Origin of the sequence: Aureibaculum flavum (assembly GCF_016406085.1) — a bacterium.
Lineage (GTDB): Bacteria > Bacteroidota > Bacteroidia > Flavobacteriales > Flavobacteriaceae > Aureibaculum > Aureibaculum flavum.
Genome location: NZ_JAEHFJ010000001.1, coordinates 96,249 through 117,132, shown reverse-complemented (window position 1 = coordinate 117,132; position 20,884 = coordinate 96,249). Strand labels below are relative to the sequence as shown.

General features: G+C 32.4%; 17 protein-coding genes and 2 tRNA genes. 5 read left to right on the top strand and 14 right to left on the bottom strand.

Annotated elements, in window-relative coordinates; translation table 11 throughout:
• Positions 1–35 precede the first annotated feature (35 nt).
• Complete coding sequence (locus JBL43_RS00490; protein WP_198839542.1) at positions 36–929, top strand: cation diffusion facilitator family transporter; 894 nt, start codon at positions 36–38, stop codon at positions 927–929.
• A 74-nt stretch (positions 930–1,003) separates the two neighbouring features.
• On the top strand, positions 1,004–1,831 hold the full coding sequence (locus JBL43_RS00485) for a prohibitin family protein (RefSeq protein WP_198839541.1): 828 nt from the start codon (positions 1,004–1,006) through the stop codon (positions 1,829–1,831).
• Positions 1,832–1,916: 85 nt separating this feature from the next.
• On the opposite strand, the gene JBL43_RS00480 is transcribed toward JBL43_RS00485, so the two are convergent.
• The 3 genes from JBL43_RS00480 to JBL43_RS00470 all read right to left on the bottom strand — a co-directional run bounded on the left by JBL43_RS00480 (position 1,917) and on the right by JBL43_RS00470 (position 3,139).
• Positions 1,917–2,753 (bottom strand): carboxypeptidase-like regulatory domain-containing protein, encoded by an 837-nt coding sequence (locus tag JBL43_RS00480; protein WP_198839540.1) that lies wholly within the window; start codon positions 2,751–2,753, stop codon positions 1,917–1,919.
• Between the two features lie 176 nt (positions 2,754–2,929).
• Positions 2,930–3,013: transfer RNA gene (locus JBL43_RS00475), tRNA-Leu, on the bottom strand.
• A gap of 50 nt (positions 3,014–3,063) precedes the next feature.
• Positions 3,064–3,139, bottom strand: a tRNA-Lys gene (locus JBL43_RS00470).
• A gap of 126 nt (positions 3,140–3,265) precedes the next feature.
• Here JBL43_RS00470 and JBL43_RS00465 point away from each other — a divergent pair.
• A complete protein-coding gene (locus tag JBL43_RS00465; RefSeq protein WP_198839539.1) occupies positions 3,266–3,805 on the top strand; it encodes a shikimate kinase in 540 nt (179 codons plus the stop codon).
• A gap of 83 nt (positions 3,806–3,888) precedes the next feature.
• Here JBL43_RS00465 and JBL43_RS00460 read toward each other — a convergent pair whose 3' ends face one another.
• Complete coding sequence (locus tag JBL43_RS00460) at positions 3,889–4,386, bottom strand: phosphoribosyltransferase family protein (protein ID WP_198839538.1); 498 nt, start codon at positions 4,384–4,386, stop codon at positions 3,889–3,891.
• 182 nt (positions 4,387–4,568) lie between these two features.
• On the opposite strand from JBL43_RS00460, the gene JBL43_RS00455 reads away from it, so the two are divergent.
• Positions 4,569–5,522 carry an acetyl-CoA carboxylase carboxyltransferase subunit alpha gene (locus JBL43_RS00455; protein ID WP_198839537.1) on the top strand — a complete coding sequence of 318 codons (954 nt, stop codon included), beginning with the start codon at positions 4,569–4,571 and terminating at the stop codon, positions 5,520–5,522.
• Between the two features lie 43 nt (positions 5,523–5,565).
• On the opposite strand, the gene fdhD is transcribed toward JBL43_RS00455, so the two are convergent.
• The 7 genes from fdhD to JBL43_RS00420 form a co-directional block, all read right to left on the bottom strand.
• Entirely contained in the window at positions 5,566–6,339 is a 774-nt protein-coding gene (gene fdhD, locus JBL43_RS00450; protein WP_198839536.1) for a formate dehydrogenase accessory sulfurtransferase FdhD, read from the bottom strand.
• Positions 6,340–6,349: 10 nt separating this feature from the next.
• On the bottom strand, positions 6,350–9,061 hold the full coding sequence (gene fdhF, locus JBL43_RS00445) for a formate dehydrogenase subunit alpha (protein WP_198839535.1): 2,712 nt from the start codon (positions 9,059–9,061) through the stop codon (positions 6,350–6,352).
• A gap of 55 nt (positions 9,062–9,116) precedes the next feature.
• Complete coding sequence (locus tag JBL43_RS00440) at positions 9,117–9,494, bottom strand: GxxExxY protein (RefSeq protein ID WP_198839534.1); 378 nt, start codon at positions 9,492–9,494, stop codon at positions 9,117–9,119.
• 53 nt (positions 9,495–9,547) lie between these two features.
• The gene (locus JBL43_RS00435) at positions 9,548–11,167 is read right to left on the bottom strand and encodes an NADH-ubiquinone oxidoreductase-F iron-sulfur binding region domain-containing protein (RefSeq protein ID WP_198839533.1); all 1,620 of its coding nucleotides are present in this window, start codon (positions 11,165–11,167) and stop codon (positions 9,548–9,550) included.
• Between the two features lie 61 nt (positions 11,168–11,228).
• Entirely contained in the window at positions 11,229–12,407 is a 1,179-nt protein-coding gene (locus tag JBL43_RS00430; protein WP_198839532.1) for a THUMP-like domain-containing protein, read from the bottom strand.
• A gap of 43 nt (positions 12,408–12,450) precedes the next feature.
• Positions 12,451–13,533, bottom strand: coding sequence for an AI-2E family transporter (locus JBL43_RS00425; protein ID WP_198839531.1), 1,083 nt, complete (start codon positions 13,531–13,533; stop codon positions 12,451–12,453).
• A gap of 93 nt (positions 13,534–13,626) precedes the next feature.
• The gene (locus tag JBL43_RS00420; RefSeq protein ID WP_198839530.1) at positions 13,627–14,649 is read right to left on the bottom strand and encodes a TlpA family protein disulfide reductase; all 1,023 of its coding nucleotides are present in this window, start codon (positions 14,647–14,649) and stop codon (positions 13,627–13,629) included.
• A 150-nt stretch (positions 14,650–14,799) separates the two neighbouring features.
• Between JBL43_RS00420 and hutH the strand changes: the two genes are divergently transcribed.
• Entirely contained in the window at positions 14,800–16,311 is a 1,512-nt protein-coding gene (hutH, locus tag JBL43_RS00415; protein WP_198839529.1) for a histidine ammonia-lyase, read from the top strand.
• A 101-nt stretch (positions 16,312–16,412) separates the two neighbouring features.
• Here the strand turns inward: hutH and JBL43_RS00410 are convergent, their stop codons facing one another.
• From JBL43_RS00410 to JBL43_RS00400, 3 genes are all read right to left on the bottom strand, one after another.
• Positions 16,413–17,204 (bottom strand): hypothetical protein, encoded by a 792-nt coding sequence (locus JBL43_RS00410; protein ID WP_198839528.1) that lies wholly within the window; start codon positions 17,202–17,204, stop codon positions 16,413–16,415.
• Between the two features lie 225 nt (positions 17,205–17,429).
• The gene (gene katG / locus JBL43_RS00405) at positions 17,430–19,679 is read right to left on the bottom strand and encodes a catalase/peroxidase HPI (RefSeq protein WP_198839527.1); all 2,250 of its coding nucleotides are present in this window, start codon (positions 19,677–19,679) and stop codon (positions 17,430–17,432) included.
• A gap of 484 nt (positions 19,680–20,163) precedes the next feature.
• Positions 20,164–20,787, bottom strand: a complete 624-nt coding sequence (locus tag JBL43_RS00400) for a class I SAM-dependent methyltransferase (RefSeq protein ID WP_198839526.1) — start codon at positions 20,785–20,787, stop codon at positions 20,164–20,166.
• Between the last annotated feature and the right edge of the window lie 97 nt (positions 20,788–20,884).

The window sequence follows — 20,884 nt, the reverse complement described above, 5'->3', positions numbered from 1 at the left end:
AAACAATTGACGTCTTGTTATAAAAATAAGGACTTATGGCACACAACCATTCTCATCATCATCACAATACAGAAAATATAAAAGTTGCTTTTTTTCTAAATTTATCATTCACTATCATAGAATTTATTGGCGGTATTTATACCAATAGTTTGGCTATCACTTCAGATGCGTTGCATGATTTAGGCGATAGCTTTAGTTTAGGACTTTCATGGTATTTTCAAAAATTATCTAATAGAAAGGCTACTAAAAAGTATTCTTATGGGTATAGAAGATTTTCCTTATTAGGGGCAATTATCAATTCAATAGTTTTGGTAGTAGGTTCCATTTTTATAATTAGAGAAGCTATATATGGAATAATAGATCCACAGCAAGCCGATGCCAATGGAATGATGTGGTTGGCTATTTTAGGAGTAATAGTCAATGGAGCGGCAGTATTTAAGCTGCAACAAGGCAAGTCATTAAACGAACGCGTAGTATCACTTCATTTGTTGGAAGATGTATTGGGTTGGGTAGCTGTATTGATAGCGAGCATTGTAATGCAGTTTTGGGATGTGCCAATTCTAGATCCTATCTTATCTCTTTTAATAGCTCTCTTTATCCTTTTTAACGTTTATAAGAATGTAAAAGATGCTTTACTCGTAATTTTACAAGGAACACCTAGAGATGTGTCATCAGATGCTGTACGGGAAAAATTAAAAATGTTATCAGAAATTACTGAAATTCACGATTGTCATATATGGAGTTTAGATGGTGAATATAACTTATGTACGGTTCATCTTACATTGAATAACGATTTACTGACCTTAGTAGAAACAGCCACTATAAAAAAGAAAGTAAGGAAATTGCTACATGATGAATTTGATTTAGAACATATCACGCTAGAATTAGATTCATCAATTGAGGATTGTGAATATAAAGACAAGTGTTAAAGCTCTCTGAAATGGTTTTAAAATCGTAAATTTGAAGAAAATAGACTATTATTTAATAAAAAAAACGAAATACGATGAGTAGTAATCAATTACAATTACCCAAGGCAATTTTACCAATTATATTTTTAGTAATTATAGCCATAATATTTTTTTCTAAATCTTTTGTAACTGTAGATGCCGGTGAGGCTGGAGTACTTTGGAAACGCTTTGGTGGAGGTGTGGTAACCGATGAGCCAGCGATGGGCGAGGGGTTTCATGTTGTAGCACCATGGAATAAAGTATATGTTTATGAAATAAGAAGACAAGAGGCATTTGAAAAAATGAAAGTATTATCTTCTAATGGACTAGATATTCAATTAGAAACTTCAATTTGGTATCAACCAGAAGTGCCAGAGTTAGGAAAACTTCATCAACAAATTGGAACTGATTATTTAAATAGAATATTGTTACCGACTATTCGTTCGGCGGCGAGAAGTGTTGTTGGTCGATATACACCAGAGCAGTTGTACTCTAGTAAAAGGGATGCGATACAATTAGAGATTTTTGAGGAAAGTAAAAAAATTATAGACAATCAGCATATTTTAATTAATGAAATCTTGGTAAGAGATGTAACGTTACCTACAACCATTAAAGATGCTATTGAGCGTAAATTAAAACAAGAACAAGAGTCCTTAGAATATGAATTTAGACTAGTTACAGCCGATAAAGAAGCTCAACGCCAAATTATTGAAGCACAAGGTAAAGCAGATGCTAATAAAATATTGAGTGCGTCACTAACGGATAAAATATTACAAGATAAAGGTATTGAAGCTACCTTAGAATTATCTAAATCTCCAAATTCGAAGGTTGTTATTGTAGGAAGTAGTAAAGATGGTTTACCTCTTATATTAGGAAACAATTAGGTGAAAAATTCTAAACAGTAAACAAAAAAAGGAGGTCAATTGACCTCCTTTTTTTTGTTTATATATTTACCGAAAACGTGGGTTCTTAATTCTTCTCTTGGTTATTAACCCTTACCTTTTCTTTAGAGACCGTCCCTTCTTTTATAGCTCTGTAATTCTCATAGCATTCTAACACCGCTTCAATGATCTGTAAATCGCTAGCTTTTTTTGTGAAACTGGAAGAGTAATTACATTCTTTTAATAAGTCATCAAGCTCTTTCCTACTCATGTCCATATAATCCATTAGGATCTCTCTACTGAAGTTTCCTTCCATCATGTCGCGAGAGTTATCTTGCTCTTTTAGTTTCCTTAGTTTTTTAAGTTCTTTTGGTTTTTTACCAAACTTAGTATACCAAAAGTCAACAGGATTAAACAAAGCTCCTCCAACACCTGTATATTCTTTACCTTGAGGTTTTCCTATTTCATAGGTTTGTGGCAATCCTTCAATGTGAATTCTAGAAAATTTATCCATAGGTACATTTTTTGCATCTATTTCTAAAACCCCTATCAAATTATGAGCTTTTACCGTTACTTCGTCTATATCTATTGTTTTTTCATGAATCGCAATTTCTAACTCATTTCCTCTAAGTAAATCATTCGTGATTTTTAATTTTATGGATTGGTAACCCAGATAGGAAATGTGTAAAGTGTCATTTGCATGAGCAGGAATTTCAAAATTACCATTTGAATTTGTAATTGTACCTACTGCGGTATTTAAATTAACAATATTGGCACTTTGTAAGGCCGTTTTGTCATTTACATCAATAATTCTACCTTTTAAGATTTTAACAGGGCTCTGTGTGTCTGAAACTTCTTTATCTTGAGCATTTAAAAAGCTAACAAACAAAAAAAGAGAAAGTAAAGTGGGTAATAGTTTTTGCATAAGGCAATAATACTAATAATTAAATAAATTATTTTTAAAAGGATTACAAAAAAGGTACCGTTTGTAATAAATTAACATTTTATTTTAATTGTTTATTAGATCTTGCTAAAGTTCAATTAAATTTAAACAGTAAAATAAAGGTAATTTAACTTCTTTAATATACAAAAAAAACTTTGTGCACATGACAGGAGTTGAACCTGCACGTCCAAATGGACATTAACCCCTCAAGCTAACGCGTCTACCAATTCCGCCACATGTGCCTAAACAAAAAAAAGTTAAGCTAAAATAGCTTAACTTTTTTGATAATAAATGGTGACCGGGCTGGGGCTCGAACCCAGGACCCTCTCCTTAAAAGGGAGATGCTCTACCAACTGAGCTACCAGGTCATTGTAATTGCATATCTTTGTGATTGCGGTTGCAAATATAATATCTAATATTTATTCTGCAAGCTATTTTTAAAAAAAATTTACACGATATTTGTAACCTACATATTATAAGACAAATAAGTTTTTATGAAGTTAGTTTTTATTGGATATATGGCAAGTGGAAAGTCCTCAATTGGAAGAATTATTGCCAAAAAAGTGCAAATTCCCTTCATCGATTTGGATGATTTCATCGAAAAAAAGGAAAATTTGAGTATTGTTGAGCTTTTTAAAACGAAAGGAGAGATCTATTTTCGTAAAAAAGAGACACAGTTTTTAGAAGAATTATTGAAAAATGAAGAATCTTTTGTGCTCGCTTTAGGAGGTGGAACACCTTGTTATGGAAAAAATATAGATTTAGTTAATGAATTTTCAACTTCTGTTTATTTAAAATCGTCATTGCAAAACACCTATAATATATTATCAAAAGCTGAGAATAAAGAAAGTAGACCCTTAATATCGGCAATACCAAATGAAAAACTAAAAGAGTTTATTGCGAAACATTTATTTGAACGTACCGCGTATTACCAACAAGCACAACATGCTGTTTTAATTGATAATAAAGGTATGGACGAAATTGCTGAAGAGATATTGATTCGTTTAGATGATCCAGCTTTAAAAAAGCATTAAAGTATATCCTTCTATAGGAATAGAATAGCTTACAAGAAGTATTAATCATCCTGGCAAGTTTAAATGGCAAAAAGGGCACTATATTAATCTAAATAAGCAATCATTTTATCGCCTTCAATTTCAACAGCTATATGTTCTTGTATCGAAGTAGAAAGTGATAGTCCTTTGAAATCTGCCTTTATAGGATACTTTTTATGGTTTCTATTTACCAATACCGCAGTTTTAAATTGCTTTAACGGTACGTCTAGAAAATGTTTAACGGCGTACATTAACGTAGTTCCTGAGTTTAAAACATCATCTACCAAGATTAATGATTTATTTTTATAATCACTTTCGGGAATTGAAGTTTCAACGCGGCTTAATGGTTTTTTCTTGTTAATAATCACTTCGCAAACAGTCGCTTTGATTGGTGAAATTTCTTCTAAAATTGTTTTTATTTTATTCGCTAAAACAAATCCATTATTTGCAATTCCAGCGATAACAACTTCTTTTTGATTGGCATTAGATTCATAAATCTGAAAAGCCATTCTTCTAATTTTATGTTGAATTTCCGTATTGTTAAGTATAATTGAACGCTCCATTAATTAAAGGTTTTATGAAAATCAAAGATAATGATTTGTATTTTTCTAAACATTGCTTTTGCAAATGTAACAATAGTTCATAAAGTATAACTTGATAATAAATCATTTAAAGTATTTTTTCACAGTTTTATTAGTTGGTAAAATAGTTTCTATATATTTGTATTATCAACTAAATGAGTTTTATGGAATACTTAGATTTTGAACAACCTATACAAGAATTAGAAGAACAGCTATCTAAATGCTTGATTATAGGTAAGGAAAGTGATGTAGATGTTACAGAAACTTGTGAGCAGATAGAAAATAAATTAGTAAAAACACGTACAGATATTTATAAAAATCTGACTGCTTGGCAGCGTGTTCAATTATCAAGGCACCCTTCTAGACCCTATACATTAGACTTTATAAAAGCATTGACAAAAGGTACTTTTATGGAGTTACACGGTGATAGAAATGTAAAAGATGATAAAGCCATGATTGGTGGTTTAGGAAAGATTGGTGATCAATCGTATATGTTTATTGGTCAACAAAAGGGATTTAATACCAAAACACGTCAGTTTAGAAATTTCGGAATGGCAAACCCTGAAGGGTATCGTAAAGCTTTACGATTGATGAAAATGGCTGAAAAATTTGGTATTCCTGTAGTCACGTTGATTGATACTCCTGGTGCTTATCCTGGTTTAGAAGCCGAAGAACGTGGGCAAGGTGAAGCGATTGCTAGAAATATTTTTGAAATGACCATTTTAAAGACGCCTATCATATCAATTGTTATTGGTGAAGGAGCTTCTGGAGGTGCAGTTGGAATTGGAGTAGGAGATAGAGTATATATGATGGAAAATACTTGGTATACGGTGATTTCACCTGAATCTTGTTCGTCAATTTTATGGCGTAGTTGGGATCATAAAGAAGAAGCTGCAGAGTCATTAAAGTTAACAGCTAAAGACATGAAAAAGCAAGGTCTTATTGATGGTATTATCAAAGAACCTTTTGGCGGAGCACATAGTAATAGAGCTGAAGCTTTTGCAATTGTAGAGAAGCAAATTGTTAAAACCTATGCCGAATTAAGCAAGCTTACCATTAAAAAATTAATTAAAGAACGCATGGATAAATACGATAGTATGGGAGTTTTTAATGCGTAATTTCTGATTTTTAAAATTTATTTAAAAGAGGACTTGTATTATGTTACGTATAATAGGTGGCATTATCGCCTCTGCAAAAGCCAATAAGTTTTATTCCAAATTCTTTAGCAAAATCAACAGCTAATGAAGAGCTAGCGGATACTGACACTACAGTTGGGATATGTGCTATAAATGCCTTTGATATGATTTCGTAAGAGACCCTTCCACTCACCATTAACAGTGAAGCTTCTTTTAATTTGTCTTGATCTAACAAGCTGCCAATTACTTTATCAACAGCATTGTGTCTGCCAATATCTTCATGCACAGCAATCATTTCATGTTTATTATTAAAAATAGCCGCGGCATGTGAACCGCCTGTTCTGTCGAATACATCTTGATGTTTTTGCATTTGAAGAAGTAATTTTTCCAATTGATGTGGGGTTACAGAAACTTCTTTTATAAGTTTATCACCAGTAACTTTTATATCGTCAATTTTTTGTTTGCCACAGATACCGCATGATGATACTGATAGTAAGGTGCGTTTGTTTAAATAACCTTTTCCTAGTTTTTCTTTCGAAATGGTTGCATTTATAATGCAAAACCCATTTTCTTGTGTTTCAATAACCTTTACATCAATGTTTTCAGGTTTTTTATAGATGTCTTCTGCATATAATAAACCTCTGATAAGTGCATTGTCGTCACCAGGTGTTCTCATTACCACCGTATATGCTTCGTTATTTATATTTATTTGTAAAGCAGCTTCAACCACAAGGGTGTCTAATACCTTTTTTGCAGTTGTACCTTTAACTTTAAAGGTTTCGTAGTTAAATGTGGGCATAATTGATCCTTTAAACTTTTTCAAAATCTACCGCTACTACTTTGTATTCAGGTGTCATCGTTTCTTTATCACCAACACTTCCAGTTATTATATTGATAAACACTTCTGGTTGATGAAAAGTAGTTCTTAAAATCCCTTTTTTTACATTTTTGGATATTTTAACCGGTATATTTACACTGCCTCTGTCAGAAAATATCCGAACAATATCTTCATCTGTAATGCCTTTTATTTTTGCATCTCTAGGGTTTACTTCTAAATAATCTTTAGATAAAATACTCTGATTATCGGTTCTTCGAGTCATCGTACCTGAATTGTAGTGTTCTAATTCTCTACCCGTGGTCAAAATAAAAGGATAATTTGCACCATGTTCAACAATTTCTGGTGATTCTTCAAAATCGAAATGGTGAAATGTTCCTTTTCCTTTTTTAAACGCTCCATCAATGTGCAACATTTTCGTATCAGTACCATCTTCTTTGATGGGCCATTGTAATCCGTTTGTACCTAGACCTTCCCACGTCAATCCTTTCATAAAAGGAATAACATCAGCAATTTCTTCAATTATGTTGGCAGCATCATAAGTTAAGCCTGTGGGTTGGTCATAACCTAATTTATGCATCATGTCAATAATAATTTGACCATCTGGTTTTGTGTTTCCTATCGGTTCAATAACCTTATTAACACGTTGCACACGTCTTTCTCCATTGGTAAATGTCCCGTTTTTCTCAAAATAAGATGATGCGGGTAAAACTACATCTGCCATTTCTGAAGTGGCGGTCATAAATAATTCTTGAACCACAATTAATTCTAAATTTTCAAATGCTTTTATACTATGATAAGAATTTGGGTCTGTCATAATTGTATCCTCACCCATAATGTATAAGGCTTTTATCTTACCTTCAATAGCTGCATCTAACATGTCAGGAATTTTTAAACCTTCTTTTTCAGGCATTTTAGCAATACCATATTTTTCGGCATAGTATTGTTGAATTTTGGGATCATTTACATCTAGATACCCAGCACCTTGATGTGGTTGTACACCCATATCCGCTGCACCTTGTACGTTATTTTGTCCACGTAAAGGATTTAATCCAACACCTTTTCTACCTACATTTCCTGTCATCATTGCTAAATTAGAAAGCAGCATTACGGTTTTGCTACCTTGAAAATGTTCTGTAACTCCTAAACCGTGAAACTCCATGGCTCTATCTGCCTTAGCATAAGCAATAGCTGCAGCTTTAACCACATCCTTATCAACACCTGTAAGCTCAGATAACTCATCCATATCTAAATCAATAACATGATCTTTAAAATCATTATACTTATCAGTATATGTATCTATAAAATCTTGATTTACTAAATTTTCTGTAACAATATAATGAGCAATCATATTTAAAATAGCAACGTTGGTACCTGGTCTAACTTGAAGGAAATGTGTTGCTAAATCTGCTAATTTTGTTTTTACAGGGTCGACCACAATCGAGGTAACCCCTTTCATAAATGCTTGTTTTATCTTAGCTCCTGTAACTGGATGTCCTTTAACAGGATTGGCACCAAATAAGAAGATAGCATCAGTATCTTTTAAGTCTTCAACAGAATTGGTGGCGGCACCAGTACCAAATGCCTGTTGCATACCGAAAGCGGTAGGTGCGTGGCAAACCCTTGCACAACCATCAATATTATTTGTACCTAATGCAACTCTGATCATTTTTTGCATAAGGTAATTCTCTTCGTTTGTTGCTCTGGAAGATGATATTCCACCAATAGCATCAACACCATATTTATTTTTTATTTGGATAAGTTTGGTAGCTATAAAATCATAAGTTTCATTCCATGTAACAATCTCAAACTTGCCATTTTTCTTAATCATGGGCTCACGTAAACGATCGGGATGGTCGTAAAATTGAAAAGCAAATCGACCTTTTAAACACGTGTGCCCTTCATTGACTTCTGCTGTTTCAGGAGCTTGAATACCTCTAATTTTTCCATCAATCACAGAAACATCTAACTGACATCCAACACCACAATAGGTACAAGTAGTGCGGACGGTTTTATCTGCAATAAGTGTTTTGGTTTCATATGTATCTGTTAAAGCTTCAGTGGGGCAAGTTTGTACACAAGCACCGCAAGAGACACAGGCAGATTCATCAAAAGTGGTGTCAAAACCTTTAATTATATTGGTAGCGAAACCACGTCCCGACATATTTAAAATCATTTCACCTTGTATTTCTTCGCATGCACGTACGCAACGATAACAATTGATACACTGAGATAAGTCGGACTTTATATACGGATGTGCCCGATCTGATTCAATATCAAGATGATTATCACCCTTTGGGTATCGGATATTTGGGATTCCTATTTGAGCAATGGTTTTTTGGAATTCAGTTGGGATTTTGTCATCTGGGGCAAAAATTTTATCAGAAGGGTAATCTGTCAAGATTAATTCAACAATATTTTTACGCAGGCGTTTCATTTTATCAGTATTGTGATAAATATATTGACCGTTAGCAACTGGCGTATGGCAAGAGGCCATCGTTTTGGTAATACCATCTTTTTGTCTTGCTACTTCAACAGAACATACCCGGCATGAGCCAAAATTTTCAAGCCTATCATCTTGACACATGGTAGGAATAGCATTTCTATCTTCAATCCTTCTTACAAAATCAAGTATGGTTTCTCCTTGAATTATGGGGTGTGCTATGTTGTTTATATATGCTTTCATAATTTGTTGTTCATGAGTTTTAACCGCAAGGTTCGCAAGGGTTTCGCGAGGTTCGCTATAGATTGTTTACCACTCTTCTTATCCCATTTTTTATTAGTGTTACGTTAAAATTAATTAGCATCCCTAATTTGCAATCAGATAATTTTAAATATGTCAATACTTGTGCTAAATGAATATCATTTAAGGCTTCAACAGATTTTATTTCTATAATTACTTTATTTTCAACCAAAATATCAACCCTGTACCCGATGTCTAGTTTAACTTCCTCGTAAATAAGAGGTAAGGCTTTTTGTTTCACAATGTTTAGTCCAGATTTTTTTAATTCATAAAATAAACACTCTTCATAAGCACTTTCTAATAAGCCTGGACCTAATGATTTATGCACTTTTAACGCACAATTAAAAATAATCCTAGAAATATCGTTCTCATCCATTTTTTTCTTTGCGACCTTGGTGTAAATCTTTGCGACCCTTGCGGTACTGCTTTTTATGTAAAATACTCTTTTAATTCTTCGTTAAAATACTGTAAGGCATTTTTAATAGGTAATGGAACACCGCCGCCTAAGGCACATAAAGAACCAATTTCTAAGGTTTCAATCAGGTCATCAAATAACTGTCTGTCTATTTTATACTCTTCGTTTTGAGCTTTTTTAAGCATTTCGTAACCACGATGGGAGCCAATTCTACATGGATAGCATTTACCACAAGATTCATCAGCGGTAAATTCTAGTAAATGTTCTATAAATTTTACCATTGGGAATTGCTCAGGAATGGAAACTACACTAGCATGACCGAGTAAAAAGCCCTGTGAGGTAAATGACTCAAAATCTAAGGATAAGTCCGCTATTTTATGAATTGGAATAATCCCTCCTAAAGGCCCACCAATTTGAACAGCTTTTATATCAGATTTAAAACCGTGTCCATATTCTTCAAATACTGTTTTTAAAGGAGTTCCCATTTCAATTTCATACATACCAGGACGATTAAAAAAACCATCTAAAGAAACTAGTTTTGTGCCTGTTGATTTTCCAATACCTAATTGCGAATATGCATTACCGCCATTTTGTAAAATCCAATGAATATTAGCAAAAGTTTCTACATTACTTAATACTGTTGGTTTACCATAGAGCCCATATTGAGCAGGATAGGGCGGACGTACCCTTACTTCAGGGCGTAAGCCTTCAATGGAACTTAATAATGCAGTTTCTTCACCACATACATAAGAACCTTGACCTCGAATGATCTTAAATTTAAAGTGATGAAGCAATTTTAATTCTTCTAATTGATGAATAGCTTCATTTACTTTTCTTATAGAATCAGGATATTCACCACGGATATAAAGTACGCCGGTATCAGCACCGACAGTTAAGCCTGCCATCATCATACCAAATAAAACTTTGTGCGGCTGATGCTCCATTAAATACATATCAGAATAAGCCCCAGGATCTCCTTCGTCAGCATTGCAAACAATATACTTTTGCTCCGATTCTTCCATTGAAACAGTATCTAATTTAAAGAAAAAAGGAAAACCAGCCCCGCCGCGTCCACGTAAATTAGATGTTTTTAACTCATCAATTACTTTATCAGCATCGTTTTTGAAATCTTCTATTAAACTATAGAATTCAGTGATATTTTTAACTTTTAAAGTTAAAATAGGTGTGGAATTATGATCTGTATGGTATTGGTTCTCTAATGATTGTTTATTCGTAATTATATCTTGCAACGCTTCCGTGGAGTTTTCAGAATACGTTTTATCATCATATAAAAATGCATTATTCTTATGGCAATGTCCAAGACAGGGTACGTGACCTACTTTTTCTTCACCAACTATAGTATTCAACTTTTTAACTAAGCTATCTTGCGTGCCAGCGACCATGCATGCTGTGCCATTGCATACGTGAACAATTTTGTTCTGGTTTTCAGGACGTAAAAAATCATAAAAGGAAGCAGTGCCTAAAACGACGGAGTCGTCAACCATAAAACGTTCCGCTAATTGATGAAATTCTTCTTGATTAGCAGGTTTTTTAGCTAGTGTTGATATATTTTCAAAAAGATTATCGTCTAATTCTTTTCGATAAGATAATGATCTTATATTTTTATTTGCCATTTTCGTTTGAGGTTAACAGCACTAAAATACAAAATATTGGTTCATTAAGAAAGAGCTAACATTAAACTTTATGAGTTATTAACACAATGAGATTTTCTTTATTATCTGTTGTGAAAAATAAATAGTGATTTCCGCCTTCTTTTAATTTTGTTTTTTTTCGGATTTTCACCACCGTTTCTGGAAAGTTTCTTGTTGTAATATTTGCTTTTTTTTCCTTAAAAAGATTCTTTAATACTTTAAGGTTATAGGGAATTTTAGTGGAGATTTTAAAACGGCGTCCAGGGAATTTAATTAAATCTTCTGAAGTGTATAAGTGACTGTTAACATTCAGTTTAAGTACATTTAGTTGATGTGATACATCATTAAATAAGCCAGCCTTTAAAATGGGGGAATTAGGTTCGTATAGGTAAGTGAGCGGTTCAGAAAGTTCAGCAGGAGGAGTGTTTTTCTCCCAACTAGCGTCGAAGTATTCAATAGTATCTTTTTTACTATTTATAGTTTTTATTTTAACGTCATTTTTGAATCCTTTCTCTAGTAAAAACAATACTTCTTTTACCTCATTTTGAATAGCAATGACATGAATTTTCTTTACAAAATCTAATTCTGATAAAGCCGATGTTATGTCTAACATTGGTGATAGTTTGATCATTATATTAGAACTAAACTCAAATAGGTCGTTTAGGTGTTTCGGAACATTTGGTTCACAGTCTTCTAATAAAAATACTTTACCTTTTACATCGTGTCTGCGAGAAGGATCAATATAAATCCAATCAAAATATTGCTTATTTTCTTTTAAATAAGAGATTCCATCTTTATTAATCAATTGGATGTTATCCTTGTTTAGTGCTTTATAATTATGGGTTGCAATGGTAGAAAGTTCTTGATTTATTTCACAATGAACTACTTTTTTGAATCGGTCTGAAAAAGCAAATACATCAACACCAAAACCACCTGTAAGGTCTATTATTGACTCCCCTTTTAAAAGACTCGATTTATAATTGGCCGTAATTTCAGATGAGGTTTGCTCAATATTTAATTTATTAGGGTAATAAATGTTCTCTGTATTGAACCAAGTAGGTAGTTTATGTTGAGCTTTCTTTTTAGCTTCAATTTGGACAGCTAATTCTTGAATTGTGATAGTTTTAAATGGACTTCCTTTAAAGATAAGTTTGGCTATATCAGCATTTAAATGTTGATTAATAAATGTTTGAGACTCGGTATTTAAAATAGCAGGATTCAAAAATAGCAGTTATTTTTTTCGATGGTTATACTACGGCAAGGAGCTATATGTCCTTTGTTAATGATTTTACAATTTTATTATCAGATAAAAATTCTTTAAGAATTACTTTAATAGCAGTATAGCCTGGTACGGCAACAATCATACCCATAACACCAAACAACAATCCGCCAATAATAATCACTAAAAATATCTCTAAAGGATGAGCCTTTGTGGCTTCTGAAAAGATCTTTGGTTGGCTAAAAAAGTTATCTACCATTTGAGCAACAAAGTATCCAATCATTACATAAATAGTTGTAGGTAGAATTTCAGTTCTAAAATCTAATGTAACATCACTATTCATTGTTAAAATAGCCATTAAAACGCCTGCAATTAATGGTCCAATGTAAGGTATAAGGTTTAAAAGTGCACATAGAAATGCAATTACAATAGCGTTTTCTATACCAAAGATCAATAATACAACTGTATACAGAATAAAAAGAATAAGTATTTGTAATAATAAGCCTAAAAAATAACGAGATAATAAGTCTTTTATCTTTTCAATTGATTTTTGAAAACGACTTTCATTGCCTTTAGGCACTAAAGTGAGTAAGCCTTTATTTAAAAGACGACTATCTTTCATTAAAAAAAAAGCAATAAATAATACGGAAAATAAACCGACACTGATACTACCAACTGCACTTACTACAGTATTTAGTAAATAGGGCACTGCTTTAAAGTTTTTAAAAATATCAGCACTTTTTAGTTGTTCAAAAATATTGATACCGATTTCTGAAAAATAAGTATTTACCTGAACTAAAAGCTGTTCAATATTGGTTTCTAAGGTATCAATATTAAGCAAGGAGAGATTTTCACCTTGTTGATTAATAAGAGGAATAAACATAGAAATTAATCCGAAAATTAATCCCATAAATAAGATCATTGTGACCACGACCGCCAGTGTATTGGGGAATTTTAATCTTTTTCTTAAAAAAATAATAACAGGTCTAGCTATTAACGATAAAACGGCAGCTATAATAATGTATACAATAACAGATTGTATCATATATAAAAAATAGAGTAGGAGAGCAACGCCTAATATCACTGCGATTGCTCTTAAAATGCCGTTGGCTATAATTTTTGAATTCATAGGGTAAAGATAGTTAAATAATGATATTAGAAATCAAAAAAAAACCTCAAAGCAATTTACTTTGAGGTTTTTGAATTCTATATTTTTAAGTGCTTATATTTCTAATTCAGCAAATAAAGTTCTTAAAGCTGGGTCAGATGGTCTTGGAGCATTGTTATCTACAATATTACCATCAGGTCCAATAAGAATAAATCTTGGAATACCTGTAATACCATAACCTTTAACAAATTCTGATTCCCACTCTTTATCAGCCATAATTTGTGTTCCTGTAAGGCTTTTATCAGCTACCATTTTTTTCCACTTCTCTTGATCTGCCATTTTATCTATCGACATACTAATAATGGCTAAATTTTTATTTTCAAAATCGCTATGTAGTGTTTTTAAAGAAGGTATTTCTTGAATACAAGGTCCACACCAAGTTGCCCATACATCAACATATACGTATTTACCTTTAAAATCTTCTAGAGCTACTAATTTTCCGTTTGTATCAGGGTAACTAAAAGTTGGTGAAGGTTTACCTTTTGCAATTGGTGCAAAAATAACATGTTGAGCGTCATAGTTGGAACTTAAGTATTCCATAAAACGCTTATTGCCTTCTGTTTCTTGAGCAGTAAAAGTAGAGTCTAAATCTGAAGCATTATTTAAAAGGGTTTCCATCTTCGTAGATAAAGCACTTACTTTTTTGTCGAATAGAGATTTATCTAATTCAAAAAAGCTTGAAGGGTTACTTAAACTGTATTCATCTTCCAACTTCATTTTAGAAGCCATATATTTATTAGTTCCGGCACCTTGACCTGAAAATTCAGCTGTATTTAGAAGATCTTCAGAGTCAAAGTTTAAGTTTAAATTATCCCCATTTTTTATGCTAATAATTGTGCGAGCAGTACCATGAACTAACATAAAAAAATCTTCACTTACTTTTAATGTGTCAGAAAAAGTACCATCATCACTCACTTTAATACTCTTAGCGTAGTTTCTGCTACTAATAGTGATTAAAGAGTCTTGTACATTTGTTACTTTTCCTGATAATTTGGCATAATCTTTAGATACCATTTCTTCTTTTTTACAAGAAACCATAACGATTAATAATACCAATACCGTTGCTATTTTGTTCATTTTATCTGTTTTTTTGCATTTAAGTCGCGAAAATACTATTTTCCATACAATTAAACCTTAAAATTTAGTTAAGACAATCAATTTTTAGTAATTAGAATAATCTAAATTAGTGTCGTTTATTTCTTTACTTTTGAGTAATCAATTAATAAAATGACAGAAACCCACAGCATAAGCAGTAAGTACTTAAATTTATCAATAATCGATAAGATTATAAATTCTAATATGAAGTTAGTTTTATCAGATGATTCTGTGGAAAAAATTAACAAATGTAGATTGTATTTAGATGAAAAATTAGCCAAAAATAAAAATCCTATTTATGGTATTAATACTGGATTTGGAGCCTTGTATAATGTGAAGATTTCTAAAAAAAACTTAACAATTCTTCAAGAGAATTTAGTGATGTCACATGCTTGTGGAACGGGTGAAAAGGTGCCTAAATCTATCGTAAAATTAATGTTGTTTTTAAAAATTCAATCGTTAAGCTATGGCTATTCAGGTGTTCAATTGGCAACTGTAAACAGGTTAATTGATTTTTATAATAATGACATACTTCCAGTAATTTACACGCAGGGTTCTTTAGGGGCGTCAGGCGATTTGGCTCCATTGGCTCACATGGCTTTACCTTTAATAGGTAAGGGAGAGGTAACCTATAAGGGTAAAATATTTACAGGGAAAGAAATCTTACAAAAATTTGGATGGAATACTATAGATTTACAATCAAAAGAAGGGTTGGCATTACTCAATGGTACGCAGTTTATGAGTGCTTACGGAGTTTCCATATTACTAAAAAGTTATAAACTGTCTTATTTGGCAGACGTTATTGGAGCCCTATCGTTAGATGCTTTTGATGGTAGAATAGAACCTTTCAATACTTTAATTCATATCATAAGACCACATAATGGTCAATTGAAAACGGCAGAAAAAATAAAGGAATTTTTAGAAGACAGTGAAATTATAAATCAAAAGAAAAAACATGTTCAAGATCCGTATTCATTTCGATGTATGCCACAGGTGCATGGAGCTAGTAAAGACACCTTAAATTTTGTAAAAAAGACGATAGAGACAGAGATTAATTCAGTTACTGATAATCCTAATATTTTTGTAGCCTCAGATGCTATAATTTCTGGAGGTAATTTTCATGGGCAACCATTGGCACTGGGATTAGATTTTCTGGGTATTGCTCTTTCAGAATTGGGGAATATTTCGGAACGTAGAACTTTTCAACTAGTATCGGGTTTACGTGGTTTACCTGCATTTTTAGTGTCCAATCCCGGATTAAATTCAGGACTTATGATTCCGCAATATACCGCAGCGAGTATCGTAAGCCAGAACAAACAATTGGCAACACCAGCTTCAGTAGATTCAATAGTTTCTAGTAACGGGCAAGAAGACCATGTGAGTATGGGGGCTAATGCTGCTACAAAAAGCAAAAGAATAGTTGATAATTTGGAAACGATATTGGCGATTGAATTATTAAATGCATCACAAGCTATGGAATTTAGAAGGCCCTTAAAAACTTCTGAATTTTTAGAATCGTTTTTAAGTATGTATCGAATGGATGTACATTTTATAAAAGAAGATTGTGTGTTACGTGATTTTATAGCAAAAAGTATTGCTTTTATTCAGAATTTAAATGTCGATAGTAAAGAGTTATTCGGTTAGAGGTCCAAAAAAATATCAGTTTGATAAGGTTCAATTGGTCTGTCTAATTTCAAACAGCCAATAATTATAAGTAAGTAGAATATTCAGTTGTAACTAAATGATTATTCTGTACTTATAGTCTGTTTAATGTCTGATTGAATAGTAGCGATTATTATTATTCCTAATTCATTAGATTTAAAGCTATATTTTACTTCAAATTTAGAATTGAAAATTGTTAAATAACTTTTTTTACAATTATATTCAGCTACTCCTTTACCATTACTTTTGATTATGGTTAATTCAGATTCATTAGTTGATTTATCGTCCAAATAAAAATCATGAATAAAACTCAAAGTCATTCTGCTTTTATTAATATGAGTTACGGTAAAAGATGTTTTTCTTTTGATAAAAAACAGTTCTCTATATCCTTCAATCTGTAATCTTTCATTTGAGATGGTTTCAAATGTATCTCCAATTTTAAGTTGACCTTCTGGTAACTCAATGGGTTCAAATTTTGACTTTAAATTATAGTTATATTCCTTTAAGAACTTTGTGTCTGAATATGTAGGGCCAACTTTATGCTTCGTTTCCCCATTAATAACTAATGAACTAGAAGTGTTAAAGCTAAATTGCATCTTGGAACTGATTTTTCCATCAGCATCGATTTCGTTTGTTGTCAATTTAATTTTTGATAGTGTTCTTCTTTTGTTAGTTACTTTAGGGTCTATTTTCTTTTCTTTAGCATTATTTAGTTGCTTTTTATTTAAAGTAGGCTCTATTGTCGTATTTATTTTAATAATTTTTTCTATTGAATAGTTCTCATTAGGTAATAATCTTATTTTTGAGACTACCGTTTCTTGAGACAAAAGAGAAGATGTAATTAAAACAATTGATAAAAACAATTTGAATTTCATATGAATATTATATTATGCAACAAATTTTGATGACATTATCGTTTTTTATGTATTCATTGCTTTACTAATTAATTTATAAATTAAGTAGTATTAGTAATCATTATTCCGTGCAATAATAAAAGCCCACTAATAAGTAGAAAACATTAGTTTACTACTAATCCTTAGTGGACTATACTATTGTTAAAGAATATAATCTCAGCTAATATAAACTGATGGCTGTCGTTTTTATTGTTTTAAATCGAACCGGTCTGCATTCATAACTTTTACCCATGCATTTACAAAATCAGTTACAAATTTTTCTTTGTTATCGTTTTGTGCATAAACTTCAGAATAGGATCTTAAAATTGAATTAGAACCAAATACTAAATCCATTCGCGTGGCCGTCCATTTTACGGCTCCTGTTTTGCGGTCGCATATATTATAAAGTCCTTTTTCTGATGGTTTCCATGTATTAGCCATGTCCGTTAAATTCACAAAAAAGTCATTCGTTAGTTTACCTACGGTATCAGTGAAAACTCCATGTTTCGTATTGCCATAATTTGTACCTAACATTCTCATACCACCAACAAGTACTGTCATTTCTGGTGCAGTTAGTCCCATTAGTTGCGTTCTGTCTAGCATTAATTCTTCTGGACTTACAACATAGTCTTTTTTGCTATAGTTTCTATAACCATCAGCTAAAGGCTCTAAAGGTTCAAAAGATTCAACGTCTGTCATAGCATCAGAAGCGTCTCCACGACCAGGTGAAAAAGGAACAGTAATATCAAAACCAGCGGCTTTAGCGGCCTGTTCTATGCCAATATTACCGGCTAAAACAATAGTATCAGCGATACTAATACCAGATTCAACAGCAATAGGCTCTAGAACAGATAAAACATGAGCTAAACGATTTGGTTCATTTCCTTCCCAATCTTTTTGAGGAGCTAAACGAATACGAGCACCGTTGGCTCCACCACGGATATCTGAACCTCGGAAGGTACGAGCACTGTCCCAAGCGGTAGAAACCATTTCTGAAATAGATAAATGGGATGAACTAATTTTATTCTTTATCGCAGTTATATCATAATTAGTAGTTCCTTTAGGAATTGGATCTTGCCAAATTAAATCTTCTTTTGGTACATCAGTACCAAAGTATCTTGCTTTTGGTCCCATATCTCTATGTGTTAATTTGAACCAAGCACGAGCAAAAGTATCTGAAAAATAGTGTTGATCGTTCATGAATTTTAATGAGATCTCTTTATAAATAGGATCTACCTTCATAGCCATGTCAGCATCAGTCATCATTGGGTTATGTCGAATACTTGAATCTTCAACATCTAAAGGTCTGTCTTCCTCTTTAATAGATACAGGTTCCCATTGCCAAGCACCAGCGGGACTTTTAACGGACTCCCATTCATGTTTAAATAACATTTCAAAAAAACCACCATCCCATTTTGTAGGGTGTGTGGTCCATGCTCCTTCCAAACCACTTGTTACCGTATAACGACCTTTTCCTGATTTATTAGGATTGTGCCAACCCATACCTTGTTCTTCTATATTTGCAGCTTCAGGTTCTGGTCCCAAAATACTAGCATCGCCATTACCATGTGTTTTTCCTACTGTATGTCCGCCAGCAGTTAAAGCCACCGTTTCTTCATCATTCATGGCCATACGTGCAAAAGTTTCACGTACTTGAGCCGCTGTTTTTAATGGATCTGGTTTTCCGTTCACTCCTTCCGGGTTCACGTAAATTAGCCCCATTTGTACTGCAGCTAAAGGGTTTTCCATAGTTGAAGGTCTATCTACATTATCATAACGTTCGTCACTTGGTGCCAACCATTCTTTTTCTGCTCCCCAATAGGTATCTGTTTCAGGATGCCAAATATCTTCTCGTCCAAAAGCAAAGCCAAATGTTTTTAAGCCCATATCTGCATAAGCAATAGTACCTGCTAAAACAATTAAATCGGCCCAACTTACTTTATTCCCATATTTTTTCTTGATTGGCCATAATAATCTCCTTGCTTTATCTAAACTAACATTGTCAGGCCAAGAATTTAACGGTGCAAAACGCTGATTACCTGAGCCACCACCACCACGACCATCAGAAATACGGTACGATCCAGCCGAGTGCCAAGACAGCCGTATGAATAAACCTCCGTAATGACCCCAGTCTGCTGGCCACCATTCTTGACTGTCAGTCATTAAAGCGTGTATATCTTTATATAATGCCTCTATATCTAATTTCTTTAATTCCTCATGATAATTAAAATCATGACCTAAAGGATTTGTTTTAGTATCATGTTGATGTAAAATGTCAAGATTCAGTGCATTAGGCCACCAATCCATAACTGATTCTTTTGTAGTAGTATTTCCTCCGTGCATTACTGGGCACTTACCTGTTCCTGAAGAATTGTTAACATCAGAAAGAACAGCACCTCTGACTTGTCCATGATTTACTGGGCACTTACTTTCATTACCTGATTTATTATTTTCCATATTAAAAGATATAAAGATTTAATTTTTTCTGTACCAAAACTAGTCTAATTCTTAGTTGTAATTATCAATCATTAATTTCTATATTCTATTTAACTATAAGTATAATTTATAGAAATCTCAATCTATATAGACTACGAATATGCAAAACATGTCAAGCAACTCATGAGAGCGTAACCAGTTTAGTTGATCTTTCTCATTTTACTAAACAGAGGATGCATTTACAGTTAAAAAAGAGATACCATAAAATCAATTACTGAAAAAACAGGAAGCATTGAAATGAGTTATAACTCTTGTAAATAATAGTTAATTACTTAATCTATAAATAATTGTTAATTTTAAACCTTAATTCATAAGATGTTTAAATTTAAGGTTTTAGTGTCTTAAATTACGCTTTTTTATTGAATTTAACAAATTTTTAAAAGCATTAAATGGCAGGTTTTAATTAGGTTAATAATTTTAATTAGTAATAGCTATGTATGAGTGTTTATTTTTTAAATATAAAGGAAATCAATCTAGGAAGTTCGCTCTCATTTTTTTTATCAAACCATTCTTTTATTTCCACTAATTTTAATCCATTGCTATTGGCGTTCTCAATATATTCTGAAATGTGATGAATATATACTTCTAATTCCTGAGTCCCACTTTCAGTTTCATATCGTGCTTTACTACCTGAGTACTGTTTAAAGGGATGTAATTCACTAATAAAAAACAATCCATTTTTCTTTAATTTCTTATTGGCTTCACTAAAAACATGATCTAAGTCTTTTATATGTTCAAGTGTTAAACTGCTGGTTATAAGATCTACACAGTTATTTTCAATTTCCCAAATTTTAGTTAAATCGGCTTTTTTGAAAATCACTTTTTCACTAATTATTTTTTCTTTTGCTTTAGCCAACATTTCTTGCGAAAAATCAAGTCCAATTATTTGTTTTGCTTTTTTTAATAACCAATTTGTATTTTTTCCCGTTCCGCAACCTAACTCTAATACATATTCAAATTTGTATTTGCTTAAAGTTTCAATGGTAGAAGTTTGATCTAAATCTCGTGTCCGATTTTTATTTGTATCATATTGATTTGCCCAACTATTATATGATTTCTCGATACTCATTCTGATATTTTTATGTTTCTAATTTTGAAATGTGGCTATACATTAAAATTCCCCGAAGTATCGGGATTAGGTTGGTAATTTATATACCATATTTGAT